Below are 18,937 nucleotides of genomic sequence, written 5' to 3'. Positions count from 1 at the left end.
CGAGGAGGGGCCATGCCGAAGACTCCGTTTTCCGCCGTCTGCGCCATTCTGTCCATTTTCACGACCCTGATCGCCGCGCCGACACGCGCGAGCGCCGCGGAGGACGTGGCCACCGTGCCGGCGCGTTTCTCCGCCGCGCCTCTTTTCCTCGGCGGCGCGACGCACTGGAGGGTGCGGAGCCTGCGCGGCGCCCGGCCCATCCAGGGATCGGAGATCTCGGCGCGTTTCAGCGGCGGAACGGTGAGCGGGAGGGCCGGATGCAACGCGTACAATGGCTCGTACGAGGCGGGCGGGGGGGTCGTCACGATCCCAGGCGTCGGCCTCACGAGGATGCGCTGCTTTTCCCCGCGCGGGGTCATGGAGCAGGAGCAGTCCTACGTACGCGCCCTCCAGGAGGCGCGTACGTATTTCTTGCAAAGGAACCGGCTGTTCTTCCGGAACAGCGACGGCGCGGTCGTCATCGAGTTCATCCGGTCGCGGTGAGAGGGTGAAGGAGAGGGGGAATCCATGAAAAACGTGTATACGTGTTCCATTGGGATGCTCGGGCGCGGCCTCCTCTTCGCCTCGGCCCTCGTGCTGGGCAGCGGGTGCGTGGCGGAGAGCGCGGCGCCGGACGAAGAGCTCTCGCTCGGCGGCGAGGAGACGGCCGCCGAGGCGCAGGCGCAGACGATCCTCCCGAACTGCAGGGGCGCCACGGGCAGGGCCTGGAGGCTCGTGCGGTTCGGGCGGGTGCGCGGGGCTTGCTCGATGATCCGGCCGAACCACGACCCGAGCGAGTGGCTCACGTCGGCGCCCTTGCCGTCGTGCGCGTGGTTGTGGCGGCGGCTCGGCTGCGTCTACCTCGGGCCCGCCGGCTGACGCGCACGTGATTCACACGATACTCACCCGCCCGAGGGCCGCCTCGTCGAGCTGGTACAAAGCGTCGAGGAGAAGCATCTGCAGGCTGCCCGGGCCGGGGGCTTTCTCGGCGGCGATCTCGCCCGCGACCCCCAGCACGGCCATTGCGTGGGCCGCCGCGACGAGCGGATCGGGCACCACCGCGAGGAAGGCCCCGACGAGCGCGCTCGCCGTGCAACCGAGCCCCGTCACCCGCGGCATCATCGGGTGCCCGTTGCGGACCCCGAGCAGCCGCTCGCCGTCGGTCACGTAATCGACGGCGCCGCTCACCACGACCACGCATTTGTAGGTCTGCGCGAGCTGCCGCGCCGGCTCGATCGCGGCCTGCGACGGCTCGGTGCTGTCGACGCCGCGCGTGATCTTCGAGGTCACCGCCGAGAGCGCGAGCATCTCGGACGCGTTCGCGCGGATCACCGTGGGCCCGATCTGCGCGAGCTGATCGGAGACCCGCGTGCGCAGCGGCGTGGCGCCCACGCCGACGGGATCGAGCACCCAGGGTTTGGCGAGGTCGTTCGCGCGCGTGGCGCAGAGCCGCATCGCCGTGATCCACGGCGACGAGAGCGTCCCGATGTTGACCACCAAGGACGAGGCGATCGCCACGAAATCCTCGACCTCCTCGGCCGCGTGCACCATCGCCGGCGCAGCCCCGAGCGCCAGGAGCGCGTTCGCCGTGTTGTTCATCGCGACGTAATTCGTGATGTTTTGCACGAGCGGCGAGGTCGCTCGGACCTTCCGCACCGAATCCCAGACTGCGCGCGCGTCATTCCCCATGGCTCTCCCCCTGCTCTCCCATCGAAGGGGGGAGATTTTGGACAACCGAGCGCGCTTGTCAACCTAGCATTCCGGGATACCCACGCTCACGTCGAGGCTCGTGTCGACCGGCGCTTCGAGGACGTGGAGGGCGAGGCCGCCGCGCGCGGTCTCCTTGTACTTTTCTTTCATGTCGGCGCCCGTGTCCCGCATGGTCTTGATGACCTTGTCGAGGGCCACGAAATGGCGCCCGTCGCCGCGCAGCGAGAGGCGCGCGGCCTGGATGGCCTTGATCGCGGCCATCGCGTTGCGCTCGATGCACGGCACCTGCACGAGGCCGCCGATCGGATCACACGTCAGGCCGAGGTTGTGCTCCATCGCGATCTCGGCCGCGTTCTCCACGTGCGCGGGGCTGCCGCCGAGGACCTCGCAGAGCGCGCCCGCCGCCATCGAGCAGGCCGAGCCCACCTCACCCTGACAACCCACGTCCGCGCCGCTGATCGAGGCGTTTTCCTTGTACAGGAGGCCAATCGCCCCCGCCGTGAGCAAGAAGCGCACGACGCCGTCGTCCGTCGAGTGCGGGACGAACCTCCGGTAATAATGCAAGACCGCCGGGATGATGCCGGCCGCGCCGTTCGTCGGCGCCGTGACCACGCGGCCCCCGGCGGCGTTCTCCTCGCTCACCGCGAGCGCGTAGAGGCTCACCCAATCCATCGCCGTGAGCGGATCCCGCAGGCCCGCCTCGGGGTTCTCGAGCAGGTTGCGGTAGAGCCCCGGCGCGCGCCTTTGCACGTGCAGGCCCCCGGGCAGCGTGCCCTCCGTGCGCAGGCCGCGCTGCACGCAGGCCTGCATGACCTGCCAGATCCGCAAGAGCCCCGCGCGTGTCTCGGCCTCGGGCCGGAAGATCGACTCGTTTTCGAGCATGAGGTCGCTGACGGAGCGGCCGTGCGCGGCGCAGGCCGCGAGCAGCTCCGAGGCCGTGCGGAAGGGGTACGGAAACGCGGCCCGGGTCGCCTCCTTCGGCCCGTCCCCGGAGACCTCCGGATCATCGACCACGAAGCCGCCGCCGACCGAATAATAAATACGCGCGTCGAGCGCCGCGCCGCTCGGATCCTCCGCGGTGAATCGCATGCCGTTCGGGTGAAACGGCAAGGTCCTCCGCGAGAAGAGGATCTGCGAGGGCAGCGCGAAGTCGATCGTCTTGCGCCCCAGCAATTCGAGCTGCCCCGTTCGCCGCACGGCGGCGACGATCGCGTCCACGCGCTCGACGTCGACCCCGTCCGGCGTCTCGCCGAGCAGCCCGAGGATCACGGCTTTGTCGCTGCCGTGGCCCTTGCCCGTGGCGCCGAGCGAGCCGAAGAGCTCGGCCTTCACCTTCGCCGTCCGCTCGAAGAGCCCGCGCTGCTCGAGCCCCAGGGCGAACGTACGCGCGGCCCGCATCGGCCCCACGGTGTGCGAGCTCGAAGGCCCGATGCCGATCTTGAACAGATCGAAGGTGCTGATGGTCATCGCGCGCGCAGTGTACTCGACGCACCCGGGGCTGGCGATCCTCGCCGAGGTGCTACAGTCGCCGCGCGCGGCCGGTCCCTTCCTTCCGCGCCCCTGTCGCGATGAAAATGCTCTCCACCTTCCCGTTTCTGCTCGTCGCCCTCGCGACGGCCGCCTGCGCCGCGGAGGCCCCCACCACCTTCCGGCCCGATTCTCCCGCGAACCCCGCCGCCGTGCCCGCCAAGCGATTGTCGGTCGGCGCCGTGCTCGTCGCGAAAGACCCGCTCGAAGCGCGCGTCTGCGCCGAGGGCGCGCCGTGCGCCTTCCCCGACGCCGCGGCCAGGAAGGCGCCCGAGGCCCCCGCGGGCCACGAAGGGCACGGCGGGCATCACCATCACCACCACGGACCGTGAGGCGAGGCGAACCCATGAAGAGCTCCCTTTGGTCTGGAGGTCTCTCGGCGCTGCTCGTCGCCTTCTCCGCGGGGTGCGGGGGCGGCGCGCTGGACACGGACGTGCGCGACGTGAACGAATTCCTGGCCGCGCACGGCGCCGGGCGAGCGTCGGGCGCTCCGGCGCGCCCCTCCGTGGCGCTGCCGTCCGAGGAGCGCTGGGAGGAGGACCCTTCCGAGGCGCCGAAGATCCTCGCCAAACCCTTGCATGCCGAGGCGGCCGTGCGCCTCTCGCTCCTCATGAACCGGGATTTGCGGGCGTCGATGTACGAGCTCGGTATCGCGCGGGGCCGCGTCGTGCAGGCGGGGCTCTTGCCGAACCCCGAGATCGAGGTCTCGCTGCGCGCCCCGCAGGATCCCTTCCAGGAGCTGCAGGCCGACATCGGCATCGAATACGACATCTCGCGGGTGATCCTCATGCCCTTGCGCAAAGGCGCGGCCGAGGCGGAGCTCGCGGCGGAGCGGGTGCGCGTCGCGGGCGAGGTGCTCGACACGGCCTACCGGGCGCGTGTCGCGTTTTACGAGGTGCAGGCGCGGCAAGGCGTGCTCGACTTGCGCTCGCGGGCGCTCGCGGCGTTCCAGGCCGGGTTTGCCGCGGCCGAGGAGCTCCACCGCGTGGGCAACCTGCCGGACGTGGACCTCGCGACCCAGCGCGCGGCCGTGGAGGCGGCGCGGATCGAGGTCGCCGAGGCGGAGAACACGCTGCTCGACGCGCGGGAGCGGCTCAACCTGGCGATTGGTTTGTCGGGCGAGAAGACCTCCTGGACCGCGCCGGACCCGCTGCCGCCGCCCGAGGTGGATACGATCGACGCGGCGGGGGGCGAAAAGAAGGCCCTCGCGGCGAGCCTCGAGCTGGCGGAGATCGCGGGCCGGATGCAGGCGGCCGGCAAGCGCGTGGGCATGCACCGCGCCGAGGGGCGCTTGCCGCACCTCTCGGGCGGGTTTCACGGCGAGAATGACGGCCGGGCTTGGGAGATCGGCGGGCACGTGACGGTGGGGTTGCCGATCTTCGATCGGGCCCAGGGCCGCGTGATCAGCGCGCAGAGCGAGCTCGGGGCCTTGCGGGAGAGGTACGTCGCGACGGCGACGGCGGTGCGCGCGAACCTTCGAATGGCGCAGAACCGCGTGGAGTCCGCGGGCAGGCGGGCGCGGCATTACCGCGACGCGCTCTTGCCCGCCCGGGAGAAGGCGCTCGCCGAGACGCTCTTGCAATACAACGCGATGCAGGTGGGCGTCTTCCAGGTGCTCGAGACGCAGCGGCGGCTGACGGAGGCGGGGATCGCCTACACGGAGACGCTGCTCGAATACTGGAAGGCGCGCGCGGCGCTCGATCAGGTCCTCGCGGGCCGGCACCGCGCGCTCGGGCTCGCGCCGCCGGGCGTGGGGAGCGCGGGGATGGGCGGCGGGGCCGAGAGCTCGGCGGGGCATTGAGGAGAGGAGGCGGGAAGCAATGGATCGACGTGATTTCGTGAAGATCGGCGCCGCGATCGGCGGCGCGCTCGTCGCCTCCGAGGCGCTCGCCCAGGGCGCGCCCGAGAAAAATGCTGGCAAGCGCGCGCGCCGCCCCGGGCCTTTCCCGGGTGGCCAGCCGGCGGTCGTCACGCCGAACGGGGCGACCTTGAAGCTCGTCGAGAAGGACGGCGTCAAGATCGGCCACCTCGTGGCCATGCCGGTCAAGCACACCTTCACGCCCGGCCTCGAGGCCGAATGCTGGGGCTACAACGGCCGCGTGCACGGTCCCACGATCGAGGTCGTCGAGGGCGACCGCGTGCGGTTTTACGTGACGAATCGCCTGCCCGAGCCGACGACGGTCCACTGGCACGGCGTCATCCTGCCCTGCGGCATGGACGGCGTCGCGGGCCTCACGCAGAAGCCCATCGAGCCGAAGGACACGCACGTCTACGAGTTCACGTTCTCGAAGGCGGGGACGTTCATGTACCACCCCCATTACGACGAGATGACCCAGATGGCGCTCGGGATGGTGGGGATGATCGTGGTGCACCCGAAGAACCCCAGGGGCCCGCGGGTCGATCGCGATTTCGCGCTCGTCACCCATGAATGGGCGATCCGCGCCGGCGCGCGGCGGCCGGATCCCAACGAGATGAAGGACTTCAACGTCCTCACCTTCAACGCGAAGGCCTACCCGGGCACCGAGCCGCTCGTCGTCGGCAAGGGCGAGCGCGTGCGCATCCGGCTCGGGAACCTCTCGGCGATGGATCACCACCCGATTCACATCCACGGCCTCGCCTTCGAGACCACCTGGACCGACGGCGGCGAGATCCCGGTCACGGCGCGGCACCCGGACACGACGGTGCTCGTGCCGACGGGCAGCGTGCGCGTGATCGAGTTCGTCCCCACGGAGTCGGGCGACTGGGCCATGCATTGCCACATGACCCACCACATCATGAACCAGATGGGACACGGCTTCCCCGTGATGGTCGGCGCGAACGCGGCGGCGATCGACAAGCGCGTGCAGGCGCTCGTCCCCGATTACATGACGATGGGGCAAGCCGGCATGGGCGGGATGGACGACATGAAGATGCCGGTCCCGAAGAACTCGATCCCCATGCGCGGCGGCAAGGGGCCCTTCTCGACCATCGACATGGGCGGCATGTTCACGATCCTGAAGGTCCGCGACGATCCGGACGCCGAGGATGGGAAGGGCTGGTATGCGCACCCGAAGGGGACCGTGGCCGACAAAGCCGACAGCACGAAGATGAAGGCAGACGGGATCGACCCGGACGTCACGTTCTGATTCGGAATTCCAATCGAGCAGACGTCTCGGACACTCGATTTTTCCGCTCTAGCATCGTGGGCGGACGTCCATTAAACCTTGGATTGATGGGACGTATCGACGCTCGGGCACCTTCGGTCGAGGCCTGTCTTGCCGGCGGGGGCGAGATGGGCGCGCTGATGCGCTCGATCGATTGGACGAAGGCGCCCCTCGGCCCGGTCTCGGGCTGGCCGAGGAGCCTGAAGACGATGGTCGGCGTCGTCCTGAACAACCGGTTCCCCATGCTGGTCTGGTGGGGTCCGGAGCTCGTCCAGGTCGCCTACAATGACGCCTACCGTCGGATTCTGGGCAACAAGCACCCCTCGTCGCTCTGCGCCCGTGGCCACGAGGTCTGGGCCGAGATCTGGGATGTCGTGGGCCCGATGGCGACGAGCGTGTACGAGGGCGGGCCCGCGACCTGGAGCGAGCACCTCCTGCTCTGGGTGCAGCGGCGGGGGTTCCGCGAGGAGACGTATTTCACGTTCTCGTACAGCCCCGTCCCCGGCGACGACGAGCGCGTGGGCGGCGTGCTCATCACGGTGCACGAGACGACCGAGCAGGTCCAGGACGACCGCCAGCTCGTGATGTTGCGTGACCTCGCGGCGCGCTCGGCCGTCGCGAAGTCCGCCGAGGAGGCCTGCCGCACGGCCGCCACGATCTTCGCGACGAACCACGCCGACCTGCCCTTCACGCTCCTCTACCTGAACGACGAGCGCGCGCACGAGGCGCGGCTCGTCGGCGAGAGCGGGCTCTCGGGCTACGAGGGGCCGGCCAAGCCCGCGGTCGTGTCGCTGCGCGGCGGGGCGCAGGCCTTCCCGTTCGCCGAGGCGGCGCGTGAGGGGCGCGAGGTGCTCGTCGAGGACCTCGCCGGTCGCTTCGGCGCCCTGCCCGAGGGGCGCTGGGGCAGCCCGCCCGAGCGCGCGCTCGTCCTGCCGCTCACGCGGGCGGGGCAAGACGAGCCGTATGGCTTCCTCGTCGCCGGCGTGAGCCCGTATCGCGTGCTCGACGCGCGTTATTGCGGCCTCTTCCGGCTCTCGGCCGATCAGGTCGTCACCACCATCGGCAATGCCCGCGCGCACGAGGAGGCGCTCGCCCGCGCCGAGGCGCTCGGCGCGATCGATCGCGCCAAGACGGCCTTCTTCAGCAACGCGAGCCACGAGCTGCGCACGCCGCTCACGTTGATCCTCGGGCCGGTCGAGGACGCGCTCGCGTCGCCCGCGGGCACGCTCGACGGCGACGCCCTGCGCTGGGTGCATCAAAACGCGCTCCGGCTCGCGAAGCTCGTGAACGGGCTGCTCGACTTCTCGCGTATCGAGGCGGGGCGCATCAATGCGTCGTACGAGCCGACCGACCTCGCGGCGCTCACCCGGGACCTCGCGAGCGCGTTTCGTTCGGCCTTCGAGCGCGCGGGGCTCACCTTCCGGGTGGACTGCCCGGCGCTCCCGGAGCCGGTCTACGTCGACCGCGACATGTGGGAGAAGATCGTGCTGAACCTGCTCTCGAACGCGCTGAAGTTCACGTTCGAGGGGGAGGTCTGCCTTTCGCTTTGCGCCGCGGGGGGGCACGTGGAGCTCTCGGTCGCGGACACGGGCACGGGGATCGCGGAGGAGGAGCTGCCGCGCCTCTTTGATCGATTCCACCGCATCCAGGGCGCGCGCTCCCGGACGCATGAGGGCACGGGCATCGGGCTCGCGCTGGTGCAGGAGCTCGCGCGGCTGCACGGGGGGCGCGTCGAGGTCACGAGCAAGCTCGGCGAGGGGACGCGGTTCCGGGTGGTGATCCCGCTCGGCGTGTCGCACCTGCCGGCGCCGCGGGTGCACGAGGCGTCGACGCCTCCGTCGACACGCGCGGGCGCGTCGCCGTACGTGGAGGAGGCGCTGCGCTGGCTGCCGGGCGCGGGTGAAGGTGACGCCGAGGGTCGGGAGAGCCGGCTCCCGGTGCCGGCGATCGACGCGCTCGCGCCGAGCCCAAACGCGTGTATCCTGCTTGCCGACGACAACGCGGACATGCGCGCCTACGTCGGCCGGATCCTGGGGGAGCGGTGGAAGGTCGAGGCCGTGGCGGACGGCGCGGAGGCGCTCGAAGCGGCGCGCCGCGCGCGGCCGGACCTCGTCTTGACGGACGTGATGATGCCGAACCTCGACGGTTATGGTCTCCTGCGCGCATTGCGGGAGGACGCGGCGACACGTGACGTGCCGGTGATCATGCTGTCGGCGCGGGCGGGGGAGGAGTCGCGGGTGGAGGGGCTCTCGGCGGGCGCGGACGATTACCTGCCGAAGCCGTTCTCGGCGCGTGAGCTCACGGCGCGGGTGGCGATCCACCTGAAGCTGGCGGAGCTGCGGAAACGCGCGGTGGAGGAGCGGGCGAAGATGTACGCGCTCTTCGAGCAGGCGCCGGTGGCGATCGCGGTGATGCGGGGCGCGGAGCACGTCTACGAGCTGGCGAACCCGCGCTTCCAGGTGATGGCGGGCCGGTCGAACGTCGTGGGGCGCGCCTTCGTCGAGGTCTTCCCGGAGCTCGCGGAGCACGGCCTCGTGGGGCTCCTCGATCGGGTGTACCGGACCGGGACGCCGTACGTGACCGACGAGCAGCGGGTCGACATCGACCGCGGGCGTGGCCAGGTGGAGGAGTCCTACTTCAGCTTCAACCTTTACCCGGTGCGCGACGACGCGGGCGCGCCGGAGGCGATCCTGGCGGTCGTGGTCGACGTGACCGAGCGGGTGCGCGCGCGAAAGCGGCTCGAGGAGGCGATGCGGGAGCGGGAGCAGCTCCTCGTCCGCGAGCAGGAGGCGCGTCGGGAGGCCGAGTCGGCGAACCGTTCGAAGGACGAGTTCCTGGCGATGCTGGGTCACGAGCTGCGCAACCCGCTCGCGCCGATCACGACGGCGCTTTACCTGATGCGAATACGGGCCGGCGACGCCGCGGCGCGGGAGCGCGCGGTGATCGAGCGGCAGGTGAAGCACCTGGCGCAGCTCGTGGACGATCTCCTGGACGTCTCGCGAATCACGCGCGGGAAGGTGGAGCTGAAGAAGGAGCGCATCGAGCTCGCGGAGGTGGTGGCGAAGGCGATCGAGCTGTCGAGCCCGCTCCTGGAGCAGCGGCGGCACCACCTGACGGTGGAGGTGCCCTCCCGGGGGCTCTTCGTGGACGGAGACGTGACGCGGCTGTCGCAGGTGGTGTCGAACCTGCTGACGAACGCGGCGAAGTACACGGAGCCGGGCGGCCGGATCGAGGTGGAGGCGAGGCGTCGCGGGCGGGAGGTCGAGATCCGGGTGCGCGACAACGGGATCGGGATCGCGCCCGAGGTGCTGCCGAGGATATTCGAATTTTTCGTGCAGGACAGGCAAGCGCTCGACCGCGCGCAAGGAGGGCTGGGGCTCGGGCTGGCGATCGTGCGAAACCTGGTGACGATGCACGGAGGGACGGTGTCCGCGCGGAGCGAGGGGAAGGGGAAGGGGAGCGAATTCACGGTGCGATTGCCCGCCGCAGGAGGCGCAGCGGCGGCGGACGTGGCGCAGCCGAGGGGGATGGCGGGAGCGGAGGCGGCGGGGAGCGGGGCGCATCGCATCTTGGTGGTGGACGACAACGAGGACGCGGCCGCATTGCTGGCGGAGTCGCTGGGGAGCCTGGGGCACCAGACGAGGGTGGCGTCGGACGGTCCGTCGGCGTTGCGGGTGGCAGAGGGGTTTCACCCGGACATCGCGCTGCTCGATATCGGATTGCCGGTGATGGATGGATACGAGCTGGCGCACCGATTGCGGGAGCGGCCGGAGTTGACGCGGCTACGGTTGATCGCGGTGACGGGGTACGGGCAGGAGTCGGATCGGTCGCTGTCGCGCGAGGCGGGGTTCGACGCGCACCTGGTGAAGCCGGTGCAGTTCGACAGGTTGACGGGGCTCTTCGACGAGTTGTTCGGGCAGGAAAGGACGGAGTGAGAGGCGGCTGAAGCTGCTGCTGCTGCTGCTGCCGCTGCTGCTGCTGCTGCTGCCGCTGCTGCTGCTGCTGCTGCTGCTGCTGCTGCCGCTGCTGCTGCTGCCGCTGCTGCTGCTGCCGCTGCTGCTGCTGCCGCTGCTGCTGCTGCCGCTGCTGCTGCTGCCGCTGCTGCTGCTGCTGCTGCTGCTGCCGCTGCCGCTGCTGCTGCTGCTGCTGCTGCTGCTGCTGCTTTCTTCTCGTCCGGGGAGGGCGATTGTGCCCGCGTGCTCGGAAGGCGAAAGGCCAAGCCGTGCTCGCCGTCCTCGCCGTGCTCGCTTCGCTGCGCGCGGCTCCGGGCGGCTGCGCGCGGTGCGAGGCAAAGCCTCGCAGCCTTTCGCCTTCCTCCGCGCGCGGGCCAGGGGACGGGGTCCCCGGTCGGGGATACGGAGGAAACAATGGTGCTCAGGATTTATGGCGTGGCGATCGAGATGCTCAGGATGTTGCGGCCGGTGATGGAGCGGATCGGGTCGAAGGATCCGAATCTGGGGGACCAGTTGCGGCGGGCGGCGACGAGCATTCCTTTGAATCTGAGCGAGGGCGCTTATTCGCAGGGAAGGAATGAACGGGCCCGCTGGCATACGGCCATGGGTTCGGCGGCGGAGGTCCGCGCGTGCCTGGATGTGGCAGAAGCGCTCGGGTACGTGGATGGGGTGGACGAGGAGCTACGCATCAAGCTGGAGCATCTCATCGGCACCCTGTATCGCCTCACGCGACGCTAATCGAATCGGCGTGCCGCCCTTCCCTGGGCGGCACGCCCTCGCGCGAACGGCCCGCTTCCTTCCCCACCTCGACTCGCTCTCGCGTATCCTCGTCCGCCATGCGTGTCGTCCGCTTCTATTTCGATGTCATCAGCCCCTACGTCTGGCTCGCGTGGACCCAGGTCCCCGCGATCGAGGCGCGCACCGGCGCTCGCTTCGAGCTCGAGCCCGTGCTGTTCGCCGGGCTGCTCGGGGCGCATGGGAACAAGGGGCCCGCGGAGATTGCGCCGAAGCGGGTTCACATGCTCCATGACGTGGCGCGATGGGCGATGACGTTGAAGCGGCCCTACGCCGGTCCGCCCGCGCACCCGTTCAATCCTCTGAAGGCGCAGCGCATGTGCGCGGCCCTCGAAGACGCAGGCGAGCGCCGCCGCCTGGCCGGCGCATTGATCGTCGGGACCTGGGAGAAAGGGCTCGACCTGATGGACGACGCCGTCCTTCGCGCCATCGCCGACGACGCGGGCCTCGACGGCGCGGCGCTGCTCGCCGCCACCACGGAGCCGGCGGTGAAGGAGCGCCTCCGCGCGAATACCGAGCGCGCCCTTGCCGAGGGGGTCTTCGGGGTCCCGAGCTTCCTCGTCGACGCAGAGCTCTTCTGGGGGAGCGATCGGCTCGTCTTCGTCGAGGCCTACCTCGAAGGCCGGCTCCCTGTCGACAAGGCCGAGATCGAGGCGCGGCTCGCGCGGCCACGCGCGGCGGATCGAAGAAACGTCTAGGGGTCGGCGCTAAAGATCCGTGCGGGAGACCGGAATGCACCGCCATACCGGCCCCGGCATATCGCAGGCGCAGACCTCGCCGTTGATGATGCCCTGCGAGAGGTCGGCCCCGGGGCCGGGGACGGCGCATTCGCGATTGCCGAAGTTCGGATCCATCGTGCAAGCGCTCCCCTCCGCCGCCCCGGCCGGGCATTGGGGGATGATGTGCGGCGAACACGCGAGGAGGGTCTGCACGCAGGTGAGCGTGCCATCCTCGCCACACGAGCAGGTGAGCCCGTTGCAGAAGTCGGGGCCGTAGATCGACTCGCCAACCGAGTTGTCGACGTCGAGGCCGCGTGGCGTACCGTAGCGGCAGACCTCCGAGAAGTCGCAGGCGAGCTTCGGCTCGCCGCGGAACGGCGCGGGCGGGCACGCGGTGAGGGTTTCGTCCTCGCAGCCACCCACGGCCACGAGGAGGAGGAGGAAGGACGAAGAGGCGAAGAGGCGCAGGGCCTTGGAGGGGTTCATGTCCGCCGTGGAGCAACGGTCATGCCCGTCGTAGCGGTCTGCGACCGCGTCGTAGCCCTCGGTGATCGCGTCGTAGCGCTCTGGGACCGCGTCGTAGCGCTCTGGGACCGCGTCGTAGCCCTCGGTGACCGCGTCGTAGGGTAGTGTCCTAATTAGGGGGAAACTGTCCTAATTCGACGCGGGATCGATCGCGATGTCGTAGGTTTGCCGGGCCTGAAAAGGCGCCGCCCCGGAAGGTCTGGGAACCGTCCGAGGCGACTTGACGCAACCACGCTTCCACGAGGTCACGCCCATGCACGATCTGTCATGGCCCGGTTCGTACGGCCAAGAGAACGATCCGCCCTGCCCGCCCGATCCCCCGGAGACGCCGCGCCGCCGCAAGTCGGGCGCGCTCATGCTCTCCGCGGAGGAAGCGCGCCACGTGCGCGTTGCCGTGCGCAAGCTGCGCCGCGCGTTCGGGACCTTCCGCGCGCTCTCCGTCATGACCGGGATCCCGGCGAGCACGCTCCGCCGCGCCGCGAACCCGAAGAGTTCCCCCACGGGCACGCTCGCGATCCGCGTCGCCGCCGCCGCGGGCGTCGCGGTCGAGGTCCTTCTCGGCGGCAAACTCGTGGTGACCACGCCCGTCATCGGGAGGGCAGCATGAAGCGCTCCCGCGTCAGGGAACGTGAGCGCATCCGCGCCGCCGTCCAGACCACCGACCCGGCCGCGCTGGCGGCCTACGCGGGAGCGCTCCGCCCCGTCGTCGCGAGCCTTCGGGCCCTCGCCGAAGACGCGACCGCGGAGCCGAGCAAGCGCGTCCACGCGCGCTCCTACCTTCGGCGGGAGATCCTCCGCGGCATCCGCGAGATCGAGGCCCGGATCGACGCCGCTACGCCCGCCCCCTCTCCCGCCTCTTGACCTCTCTTGACGGCGCGCTCGGCGCGACTTCGCCCGAAGAATCTTGCCCGTTCGCGCTTCCCTTTGCTCCCATGCCGTCGAGAGCCTGACGAACGAGCACCTCCAGCGTGAGGATCTTGCACGCGAGGCGCTTTCGAGCGCGCCTGACTTCACCTTCGGCGCGCTCGATCGCCTCCACGAGTTCCTTCCGTTCGGTGTCTCGTTTGGCCCGGGTCCCGACGTCTCGTCTCATGAGGGTTCAGGATGACCACTACAAGCGACGAACCGCTTCGCACGTTGTTGTTGCAATGGGCGTTCAATAAGACGAAAGGGCAGGAAGGAACGATACAAATCGGCGAGATACAGCGCGTCGCGACGGACGCCGGATACCCCGTCGATGCCGCGAAACATGCGATCGAGGTTCTCACGAGCCGAGGTCACTTCGCGACCTACTCGATCGTCAAGATCGTGTTCACCGCGGAGGGCGTGCGCGCCGCCGCGAGAGCCCTCCGCGGCTCATCCTGATCGCCGTCAGTCGTCGTCCGGCTCGTCGTCGAAGAACGACAGTTGCCGCTCCCGCGCACGCCACGCGAGGAGATCCATTTGCTCCCAGCGCGCCTCGTGGTCGTCCACGTGCGGCGTCGCATAGCGGACCGGAGCCGGAACCGGAGGCGGCGGGGGCTTCGGCGCCTCGCTCGGCTTGCCCTTCCCGCCGTCGACGACGCGGAGGAAGCCGCGCCCGCCGGGGAGCTCTCGCGCTGTCCCTTCGGGCGTCCGAGGACGTAGCTCCTGCTTCGCGGGCGCCTCGCACGGGCCCGAGGTCAGAAGCGCGGCTTCCAACTCCGCCAGGCTCCACACGTGATCCGTGAGCCCTACGGCCATGGCGGGCGTCACGCGGAGCGTCGAGACCACGTGGCAGAAGTTGTAGTGGAAGTAGGCCAGGGCGACCGCGGCGCGGTGGTTGACCAGCTTCTTCGAGAACGCGTAGCAGAGCCGCCGCATGCGCCCGACGTGGTGCCGCATCGTGGCGTTGTTCCGCTCCACGTAGGCCGTGCTCGCCTTGTCGAGGTCCGGCGCGCCGTAGACCGTGCGCTTCGTGATGAACGGATCCCGCGGGGGCTCGTACCGGTGATCGGCCGGCCCCTCGCGCCGCCCGCGCTTCGTGTAGTTTTTGATCGTCTGCGCGAAGTCGACGCCGGGGCCGAAGCTCGTCCCGACCGCGGCGATGTACGGGGCGAACCCGTCCGAGGTCATCGCCGGCATCACGACCAGCCGAGCACGTAGATCGGCCATGAAGACGTCCGTCGATGCTTGGTCGCGCTTCCCCACGTGCCAGGCGATGACGAAGCGGCTCGACGCGTCGAGGGCCGTGAACGTGTACGCCTCGCCGACGTCGGGCCCGTCCTCCGGGGTCACGCGGGCCTGCTTCTTCTGCACGAAGCTCCACACCTCGTCCATCTGCACGAGGGAGCACGAAAGCCCGCGGGCGAGGCGGTTGTGGAGGTTCTGCGCGCCCTCTCCCCAGGCGAGGCCGAGGCGCATGATCGTGTCCCGGTGGACGTCGGTCATCCGCTCGACCGCGCGGATGCTGTTGCCGTCGCAGAGCGCGGCGAGCACGCGCAGACGCTTCTCCTCGGGAAGGAAGTTCGCCACGGGTCCCTCGTTCTCGGCCCCGGCGTCGTCCGCGTTCGCGGCTCCGACCCTTCGGGGCGTCAAGTGATGGACCCAAACTACCACGTTTTGTCGCGGTTTCCCGGGTTTTCCCGCGGAGCTAGGACATAGAATGTCTCATCATGAGAGGTTCGTCCGGGTACGTGGCGATGCGAAAACAGGCCGAAACGAAGGTCAAGCGCTTCGTTCGATGCGCGGACGATTCGTGTCCGCGGCGTGCGTTCAGTAGGGCTCGGGAGAGAGGTTGTCCGGGCACGTCGGAGAGGCGGATCCGAGTGTCCTAGTTTGGGGCGAGGGTTGTCCTAATTAGGACACTACCCGTCGTAGCGCTCTGGGACCGCGTCGTAGCGCTCGGTGACCGCGTCGTAGGGTGCCGGTCAAGTTTGCCCCGTAGCGGTCAAGTTTGAGATTCTGACGTAGCAGGGGGAAGGACGGGAGTGTAGGGTCCGGGCAAACAGCGCGGCCCCGCAAGCGGTAGCAACGCTTACAGGGCCGCTAGGCCGCAACCCCGTATCCGAGGTCACGCCCTGTGCTTCGCCTAGTACACCCCGCTCCGCGGGGCCAAGGAACCCGTCCGCCTTCCGATCGCCGGAAGAGTCCGGCGCTCTACCCTACCCGAGACGAGCGCGCCCATATGCGCGCCGCTGAACGCAACATCGCCCGCGCCTATGGCGGGCGGGACGTGCTCGCGGCGGTCATGGGCGTGTCAAAGGACGCCCTCAACAACATCATCCGCGGTTCGTCCTACGCCGTCGCCGTCCTGCTCGCCCGAGCGGGCGGCATTCCCGTCGAGCAGGTCCTTTCCGGCCGCCCGCACGTCGCGGGCGCCTGCGCCCTATGCGGGCGGAAGGGAGGCGCATCGTGAGCCTCCCCGACACCGATCCGCCGAGCGTGCCCGCGATCCTCACCGACGAGCAGAACGCGCGCGTCCGCGCCCGATTGGAGCGCTTTGCGCGCGGGACGAGCGTCCGCCTTGCCGCGCGAGCCCTCGGCTACTCGCGGCGCTACATGCAGGCCGTGATCGCGGGCGAGATCCGCGCCTCGGTTCACTTTGCCGCCCAAGTCGCGCGCGTCGCCCGCATTGACCTCGACGCGTTGATCGGGAGGCCGTCATGAAGTACCGGCCTCACCCCGACGGCGGGGATCCCTATGTCGACGTGTCGGCCGAGGAGATCAACGCACGCCGTGCATTCATCCGCGAGGCCGCGCTCCGGTACGGCGTGCGCATCGGCGATGCCGAGGACATCGTGCAGGACGTCATGATCGCGGCGTGCGAGTCGGCCCGAGACTGCAAGATCCGCGGCTCCGCGCGCGTCCCGCCCGAGAAGACCTTGGAGGTCTTCCTCCGCGCGGTCACATGGTTCCGGGCATCGAACTATCGCAGGCGACACCGGAACCGGTACGAATACACCGGCGACGTCGACAAGCTCGTCGGGAACATTGACCCGCGCGAGGCGGCCGAAGCGCGGGATCTCCTCCGCGCCGTCGCTCGCATGCGCCCGAAGGCCGCGAACGCCCTGCTCCTCGCCTTGCTCGGCTTCACGGTCGCTGAGGCCGCGAAGGAGAGCGGGCGCAACCCGTCCACGCATCACCGGCACGTCCAGGAACTCCGCCGTCTCCTTCGGAAGCTCGGCGCGGAGCCGGCTCCAAAGCAGGCGCCTCGCCCCGGTTGGAAGCAGCGTAAGCGCGGCCGATAGGCCCTCCCCGGGCCCGCTAGACGCCCGTCCTGCCCCGATCCCTACCGCAGACATCCTGAGAGCCTACGCCGGCCATAGAGGCCCGGGAAGGCCGGGTTACGCCTGCCCTGAACGCATGCCCCGGATGGATCCGTGCGGCTGGAGTGCGGTAGGTTCGCAGGCATCATGGATCACGCACGAGCAGCGGACGCATTAGATCGTACAATCCGAACGATCGGGCAGGTAGAGGTAGACGGGGCGCAATACGCTTTTCAGTATTGCAACGTCGCGATCGTTGCGCCGTCAACCGGCCTTCCTATGCGTGCAGAGTACACGGTTGTGAGCAACGGCCGAACGTACGCGCGAGGTGTCACCTTCGACGTGGACGGGCAGGATATCTACGCGAACATCGGGGCCGATCGAGTGAATATCAACGGCCCTGAATTTGCAGACGCCGTGCGCAAGCACCTTGTCGTGACGATCCGCACCGGAGCGAAGTAGCCGTCAGTTCAGCCAAGGCGGCGGGGCCAGAATCTCCAGCGCAACGATCCTATCATTGATGAACACCGGATCGACGCGAGCGAGATCGATATTGTACATGGGGTATATCTTCCCGTCGCTGTATTCCACGGGAAGCCCTACCACCATGACGTCTGCCTTACCCTCTTTTGACAGGGTATCTACGCTGTGCTGCAAGAGCGGTCGTCGCTTGAACACGGGAGCACCTCCTAAAATGGAGCGCTCCCATTGCATGCGTAGCATGGACACCCGCATTGCCCCGTCAAGGCCATCCGGTCACTTCTCCGGGGGCTTCCACCCGAACAGATCCATCTGTACCCATCGACGCCGGGGAGCCGCTACCGGCCTCACGGCAGGCGCCTCCGGAGGCCGGGGAGGCGTAGGCGCGGCGGTCGGCCCCGCCCCCGCCTTGCCCGTGCTCGGGACCGCGCGGAGCCATCCGCGGCCGCCGGGCAGCTCCTTCGCCGTGCCCGGGTCAGGCAGGCGCAAGGGCCGGACGCGGGGCTTCTCCTGTACCGGCGCGCCGAGCGCCTCTCTCAGCAGCTCATCGACCGTCCAGACGTGATCGGTCAGCCCTGCCTCCATTGCAGGCGTGACCCGGAGCGTCTCGTGCACCCGGCACCAATTATAGAAGGCGACGTGCAGCGAGACAGCCGCCTTATGGTGAGGCAGGCTCTTGCTGTACCCATTGCATAGGCGGGTGAAGCGTCGGATATGCATACGAACCGTGAGGTTCGCTCTTTCAATGTGAGACGTGCTCGCCCGGTCAAGGTCGGGAGCGCCATAGACCCCGCGCTTATGCATGACGGGCTCCCGGGGCGGCTCATACCGCACCGAGTCATCCTTGAACCGGCGCCCATTGAACTCCTTTAGGAGCACGACGTAGTCGACCGCGGCGCCGGCCTGCCCATCGATCGCGAAGCTCTCTCCTACCGCGGTAGGGTAGGCCGTGAAGCCGTCCGAGGTGATCGCAGGCACGACCGCGAGACGGGCCCGCAGATCGGCAACGAAGGCGCGTGTGTTCTGCTCGTCGCGCTTCCCGACCCGGTAGGCGATCAAGAGCTTTTGCGTCCGGGCCATTGCCAGGAAGGCGTAGGCGTCTCCCCAATGCGGGGGATCGGCAGGCCCGACGCGCCGCTGCTTCTTCTGAATGAAGCTCCAAAGCTCATCGATCTCGACGTCTCGGATCGCGAGCGAATGCACGCGCGCGTCGTGGATCCGGTCGCATCCCTCGCCGCTCTGTAGAAGGAGGGAGAGGATCGTCGGCTTCGACACGCCGGTCATCCGCGCCGTTGCATTGACGCTCGCCCCTTCGACTAGATGACACACGACCGCGACCCGCCGCTCCCAGGCGAGCACGTTTCCCATGGGCAGACCTTGCCTTCTCCGATCGGCCGACCCATGCTCCGCGCGCGTCGTGCGCTGCTACGGGTCTCCCGTCCGGCGTTCCGCAGCCTCCCCGGGTGTCAGTAGCGCCCGGGGAGGCCTTTCATCTGTTCAGGGGTCCGACCCTACATGGGATCGCGGAAGACGAGGAGCGGATTCTGCTCCTGCAACGGACATTACTAGACCGACCCGTGAGGCGGTAGGGGAGGTCACGGAAGGGAGCGGGAAGGTTTGCCTAGACGAACGGGGGGTCGGTCAAATTTGACCGGCACCCGTCGTAGCCCTCGGTGACCGCGTCGTAGCGCTCTGGGACCGCGTCGTAGCGCTCTGGGACCGCGTCGTAGCGCTCTGGGACCGCGTCGTAGCGCTCTGGGACCGCGTCGTAGGGTAGTGGCCGGATATCCGTGAAAGTGGCTGGATGACGATCCGGCGAGCGCGTCGTGATCTACGCTCGTGCAAGACGCCGCCCCGATGGCGCTGAAGACACCACCGGG

21 protein-coding genes are annotated in these 18,937 nt (G+C 69.2%); 14 read left to right on the top strand and 7 right to left on the bottom strand.

The genetic code is table 11. The annotated features are described in order from the left end of the window. The first annotated feature begins 12 nt into the window (after window positions 1–12). Window positions 13–483 (top strand): META domain-containing protein, encoded by a 471-nt coding sequence (locus GF068_RS35290; protein ID WP_153823930.1) that lies wholly within the window; start codon window positions 13–15, stop codon window positions 481–483. A 24-nt stretch (window positions 484–507) separates the two neighbouring features. After that, complete coding sequence (locus GF068_RS35285; protein ID WP_153823929.1) at window positions 508–858, top strand: hypothetical protein; 351 nt, start codon at window positions 508–510, stop codon at window positions 856–858. Window positions 859–870: 12 nt separating this feature from the next. Here the strand turns inward: GF068_RS35285 and thiM are convergent, their stop codons facing one another. Then, window positions 871–1,635 (bottom strand): hydroxyethylthiazole kinase, encoded by a 765-nt coding sequence (gene thiM / locus GF068_RS35280; protein WP_476704321.1) that lies wholly within the window; start codon window positions 1,633–1,635, stop codon window positions 871–873. Window positions 1,636–1,731: 96 nt separating this feature from the next. Further along, the gene (locus tag GF068_RS35275; RefSeq protein ID WP_153823927.1) at window positions 1,732–3,156 is read right to left on the bottom strand and encodes an L-serine ammonia-lyase; all 1,425 of its coding nucleotides are present in this window, start codon (window positions 3,154–3,156) and stop codon (window positions 1,732–1,734) included. Between the two features lie 101 nt (window positions 3,157–3,257). Between GF068_RS35275 and GF068_RS43890 the strand changes: the two genes are divergently transcribed. The 6 genes from GF068_RS43890 to GF068_RS35245 all read left to right on the top strand — a co-directional run bounded on the left by GF068_RS43890 (window position 3,258) and on the right by GF068_RS35245 (window position 11,805). After that, the gene (locus tag GF068_RS43890; RefSeq protein WP_170319865.1) at window positions 3,258–3,548 is read left to right on the top strand and encodes a hypothetical protein; all 291 of its coding nucleotides are present in this window, start codon (window positions 3,258–3,260) and stop codon (window positions 3,546–3,548) included. Between the two features lie 14 nt (window positions 3,549–3,562). Then, window positions 3,563–5,017: a TolC family protein gene (locus GF068_RS35270; RefSeq protein ID WP_170319864.1), complete on the top strand. Its 1,455-nt coding sequence runs from the start codon at window positions 3,563–3,565 to the stop codon at window positions 5,015–5,017. Window positions 5,018–5,036: 19 nt separating this feature from the next. Further along, window positions 5,037–6,341 (top strand): multicopper oxidase family protein, encoded by a 1,305-nt coding sequence (locus GF068_RS35265; RefSeq protein WP_153823925.1) that lies wholly within the window; start codon window positions 5,037–5,039, stop codon window positions 6,339–6,341. A 158-nt stretch (window positions 6,342–6,499) separates the two neighbouring features. Continuing rightward, window positions 6,500–10,294, top strand: coding sequence for an ATP-binding protein (locus GF068_RS35260; RefSeq protein WP_240807872.1), 3,795 nt, complete (start codon window positions 6,500–6,502; stop codon window positions 10,292–10,294). A 432-nt stretch (window positions 10,295–10,726) separates the two neighbouring features. Next, on the top strand, window positions 10,727–11,050 hold the full coding sequence (locus GF068_RS35250; RefSeq protein ID WP_153823923.1) for a four helix bundle protein: 324 nt from the start codon (window positions 10,727–10,729) through the stop codon (window positions 11,048–11,050). A 98-nt stretch (window positions 11,051–11,148) separates the two neighbouring features. Further along, the gene (locus GF068_RS35245; RefSeq protein WP_153823922.1) at window positions 11,149–11,805 is read left to right on the top strand and encodes a 2-hydroxychromene-2-carboxylate isomerase; all 657 of its coding nucleotides are present in this window, start codon (window positions 11,149–11,151) and stop codon (window positions 11,803–11,805) included. 9 nt (window positions 11,806–11,814) lie between these two features. On the opposite strand, the gene GF068_RS35240 is transcribed toward GF068_RS35245, so the two are convergent. After that, window positions 11,815–12,312, bottom strand: coding sequence for a hypothetical protein (locus GF068_RS35240; protein WP_153823921.1), 498 nt, complete (start codon window positions 12,310–12,312; stop codon window positions 11,815–11,817). Between the two features lie 292 nt (window positions 12,313–12,604). Between GF068_RS35240 and GF068_RS35235 the strand changes: the two genes are divergently transcribed. Both GF068_RS35235 and GF068_RS35230 read left to right on the top strand, forming a co-directional pair. Next, the gene (locus GF068_RS35235) at window positions 12,605–12,958 is read left to right on the top strand and encodes a hypothetical protein (RefSeq protein ID WP_153823920.1); all 354 of its coding nucleotides are present in this window, start codon (window positions 12,605–12,607) and stop codon (window positions 12,956–12,958) included. Further along, complete coding sequence (locus GF068_RS35230) at window positions 12,955–13,212, top strand: hypothetical protein (protein ID WP_153823919.1); 258 nt, start codon at window positions 12,955–12,957, stop codon at window positions 13,210–13,212. Before GF068_RS35235 ends, GF068_RS35230 begins: the two co-directional genes overlap by 4 nt. 228 nt (window positions 13,213–13,440) lie before the next feature. Here GF068_RS35230 and GF068_RS35225 read toward each other — a convergent pair whose 3' ends face one another. Both GF068_RS35225 and GF068_RS35220 read right to left on the bottom strand, forming a co-directional pair. Further along, on the bottom strand, window positions 13,441–13,632 hold the full coding sequence (locus GF068_RS35225) for a hypothetical protein (protein WP_153823918.1): 192 nt from the start codon (window positions 13,630–13,632) through the stop codon (window positions 13,441–13,443). A gap of 90 nt (window positions 13,633–13,722) precedes the next feature. Then, window positions 13,723–14,844: a transposase gene (locus tag GF068_RS35220; protein WP_338046702.1), complete on the bottom strand. Its 1,122-nt coding sequence runs from the start codon at window positions 14,842–14,844 to the stop codon at window positions 13,723–13,725. Window positions 14,845–15,496: 652 nt separating this feature from the next. Here GF068_RS35220 and GF068_RS35215 point away from each other — a divergent pair. From GF068_RS35215 to GF068_RS35200, 4 genes are all read left to right on the top strand, one after another. After that, window positions 15,497–15,727: a hypothetical protein gene (locus GF068_RS35215; RefSeq protein ID WP_153823917.1), complete on the top strand. Its 231-nt coding sequence runs from the start codon at window positions 15,497–15,499 to the stop codon at window positions 15,725–15,727. Further along, window positions 15,724–15,978, top strand: coding sequence for a hypothetical protein (locus GF068_RS35210; protein ID WP_153823916.1), 255 nt, complete (start codon window positions 15,724–15,726; stop codon window positions 15,976–15,978). The genes GF068_RS35215 and GF068_RS35210 overlap by 4 nt, the downstream gene beginning before the upstream one ends. After that, window positions 15,975–16,559 (top strand): sigma-70 RNA polymerase sigma factor region 4 domain-containing protein, encoded by a 585-nt coding sequence (locus GF068_RS35205; RefSeq protein ID WP_153823915.1) that lies wholly within the window; start codon window positions 15,975–15,977, stop codon window positions 16,557–16,559. Before GF068_RS35210 ends, GF068_RS35205 begins: the two co-directional genes overlap by 4 nt. Before the next feature lie 165 nt (window positions 16,560–16,724). Beyond that, complete coding sequence (locus GF068_RS35200; protein WP_153823914.1) at window positions 16,725–17,039, top strand: hypothetical protein; 315 nt, start codon at window positions 16,725–16,727, stop codon at window positions 17,037–17,039. A 3-nt stretch (window positions 17,040–17,042) separates the two neighbouring features. On the opposite strand, the gene GF068_RS35195 is transcribed toward GF068_RS35200, so the two are convergent. Then, complete coding sequence (locus tag GF068_RS35195) at window positions 17,043–17,255, bottom strand: hypothetical protein (protein WP_153823913.1); 213 nt, start codon at window positions 17,253–17,255, stop codon at window positions 17,043–17,045. 78 nt (window positions 17,256–17,333) lie between these two features. Next, window positions 17,334–18,425, bottom strand: a complete 1,092-nt coding sequence (locus GF068_RS35190; RefSeq protein ID WP_153823912.1) for an IS1 family transposase — start codon at window positions 18,423–18,425, stop codon at window positions 17,334–17,336. Between the last annotated feature and the right edge of the window lie 512 nt (window positions 18,426–18,937).

The sequence above is a fragment of the Polyangium spumosum genome (genome assembly GCF_009649845.1).
In the GTDB taxonomy this organism is placed as follows: domain Bacteria; phylum Myxococcota_A; class Polyangia; order Polyangiales; family Polyangiaceae; genus Polyangium; species Polyangium spumosum.
This window is presented reverse-complemented; position numbering and strand designations above follow the sequence as displayed.

What these genes read in the sequence shown, in the direction of transcription:
- GF068_RS35245 (WP_153823922.1), top strand. Translation starts at nt 11,149, where the DNA reads ATGCGTGTCGTCCGCTTCTATTTCGATGTCATCAGCCCCTACGTCTGG.
- GF068_RS35265 (WP_153823925.1), top strand. Translation starts at nt 5,037, where the DNA reads ATGGATCGACGTGATTTCGTGAAGATCGGCGCCGCGATCGGCGGCGCG.
- GF068_RS35285 (WP_153823929.1), top strand. Translation starts at nt 508, where the DNA reads ATGAAAAACGTGTATACGTGTTCCATTGGGATGCTCGGGCGCGGCCTC.
- GF068_RS43890 (WP_170319865.1), top strand. Translation starts at nt 3,258, where the DNA reads ATGAAAATGCTCTCCACCTTCCCGTTTCTGCTCGTCGCCCTCGCGACG.
- GF068_RS35240 (WP_153823921.1), bottom strand. Translation starts at nt 12,312, where the DNA reads ATGAACCCCTCCAAGGCCCTGCGCCTCTTCGCCTCTTCGTCCTTCCTC.
- GF068_RS35275 (WP_153823927.1), bottom strand. Translation starts at nt 3,156, where the DNA reads ATGACCATCAGCACCTTCGATCTGTTCAAGATCGGCATCGGGCCTTCG.
- GF068_RS35205 (WP_153823915.1), top strand. Translation starts at nt 15,975, where the DNA reads ATGAAGTACCGGCCTCACCCCGACGGCGGGGATCCCTATGTCGACGTG.
- GF068_RS35190 (WP_153823912.1), bottom strand. Translation starts at nt 18,425, where the DNA reads ATGGGAAACGTGCTCGCCTGGGAGCGGCGGGTCGCGGTCGTGTGTCAT.
- GF068_RS35270 (WP_170319864.1), top strand. Translation starts at nt 3,563, where the DNA reads ATGAAGAGCTCCCTTTGGTCTGGAGGTCTCTCGGCGCTGCTCGTCGCC.
- GF068_RS35200 (WP_153823914.1), top strand. Translation starts at nt 16,725, where the DNA reads ATGGATCACGCACGAGCAGCGGACGCATTAGATCGTACAATCCGAACG.
- GF068_RS35235 (WP_153823920.1), top strand. Translation starts at nt 12,605, where the DNA reads ATGCACGATCTGTCATGGCCCGGTTCGTACGGCCAAGAGAACGATCCG.
- GF068_RS35290 (WP_153823930.1), top strand. Translation starts at nt 13, where the DNA reads ATGCCGAAGACTCCGTTTTCCGCCGTCTGCGCCATTCTGTCCATTTTC.
- GF068_RS35260 (WP_240807872.1), top strand. Translation starts at nt 6,500, where the DNA reads ATGCGCTCGATCGATTGGACGAAGGCGCCCCTCGGCCCGGTCTCGGGC.
- GF068_RS35230 (WP_153823919.1), top strand. Translation starts at nt 12,955, where the DNA reads ATGAAGCGCTCCCGCGTCAGGGAACGTGAGCGCATCCGCGCCGCCGTC.
- GF068_RS35215 (WP_153823917.1), top strand. Translation starts at nt 15,497, where the DNA reads ATGCGCGCCGCTGAACGCAACATCGCCCGCGCCTATGGCGGGCGGGAC.
- GF068_RS35250 (WP_153823923.1), top strand. Translation starts at nt 10,727, where the DNA reads ATGGTGCTCAGGATTTATGGCGTGGCGATCGAGATGCTCAGGATGTTG.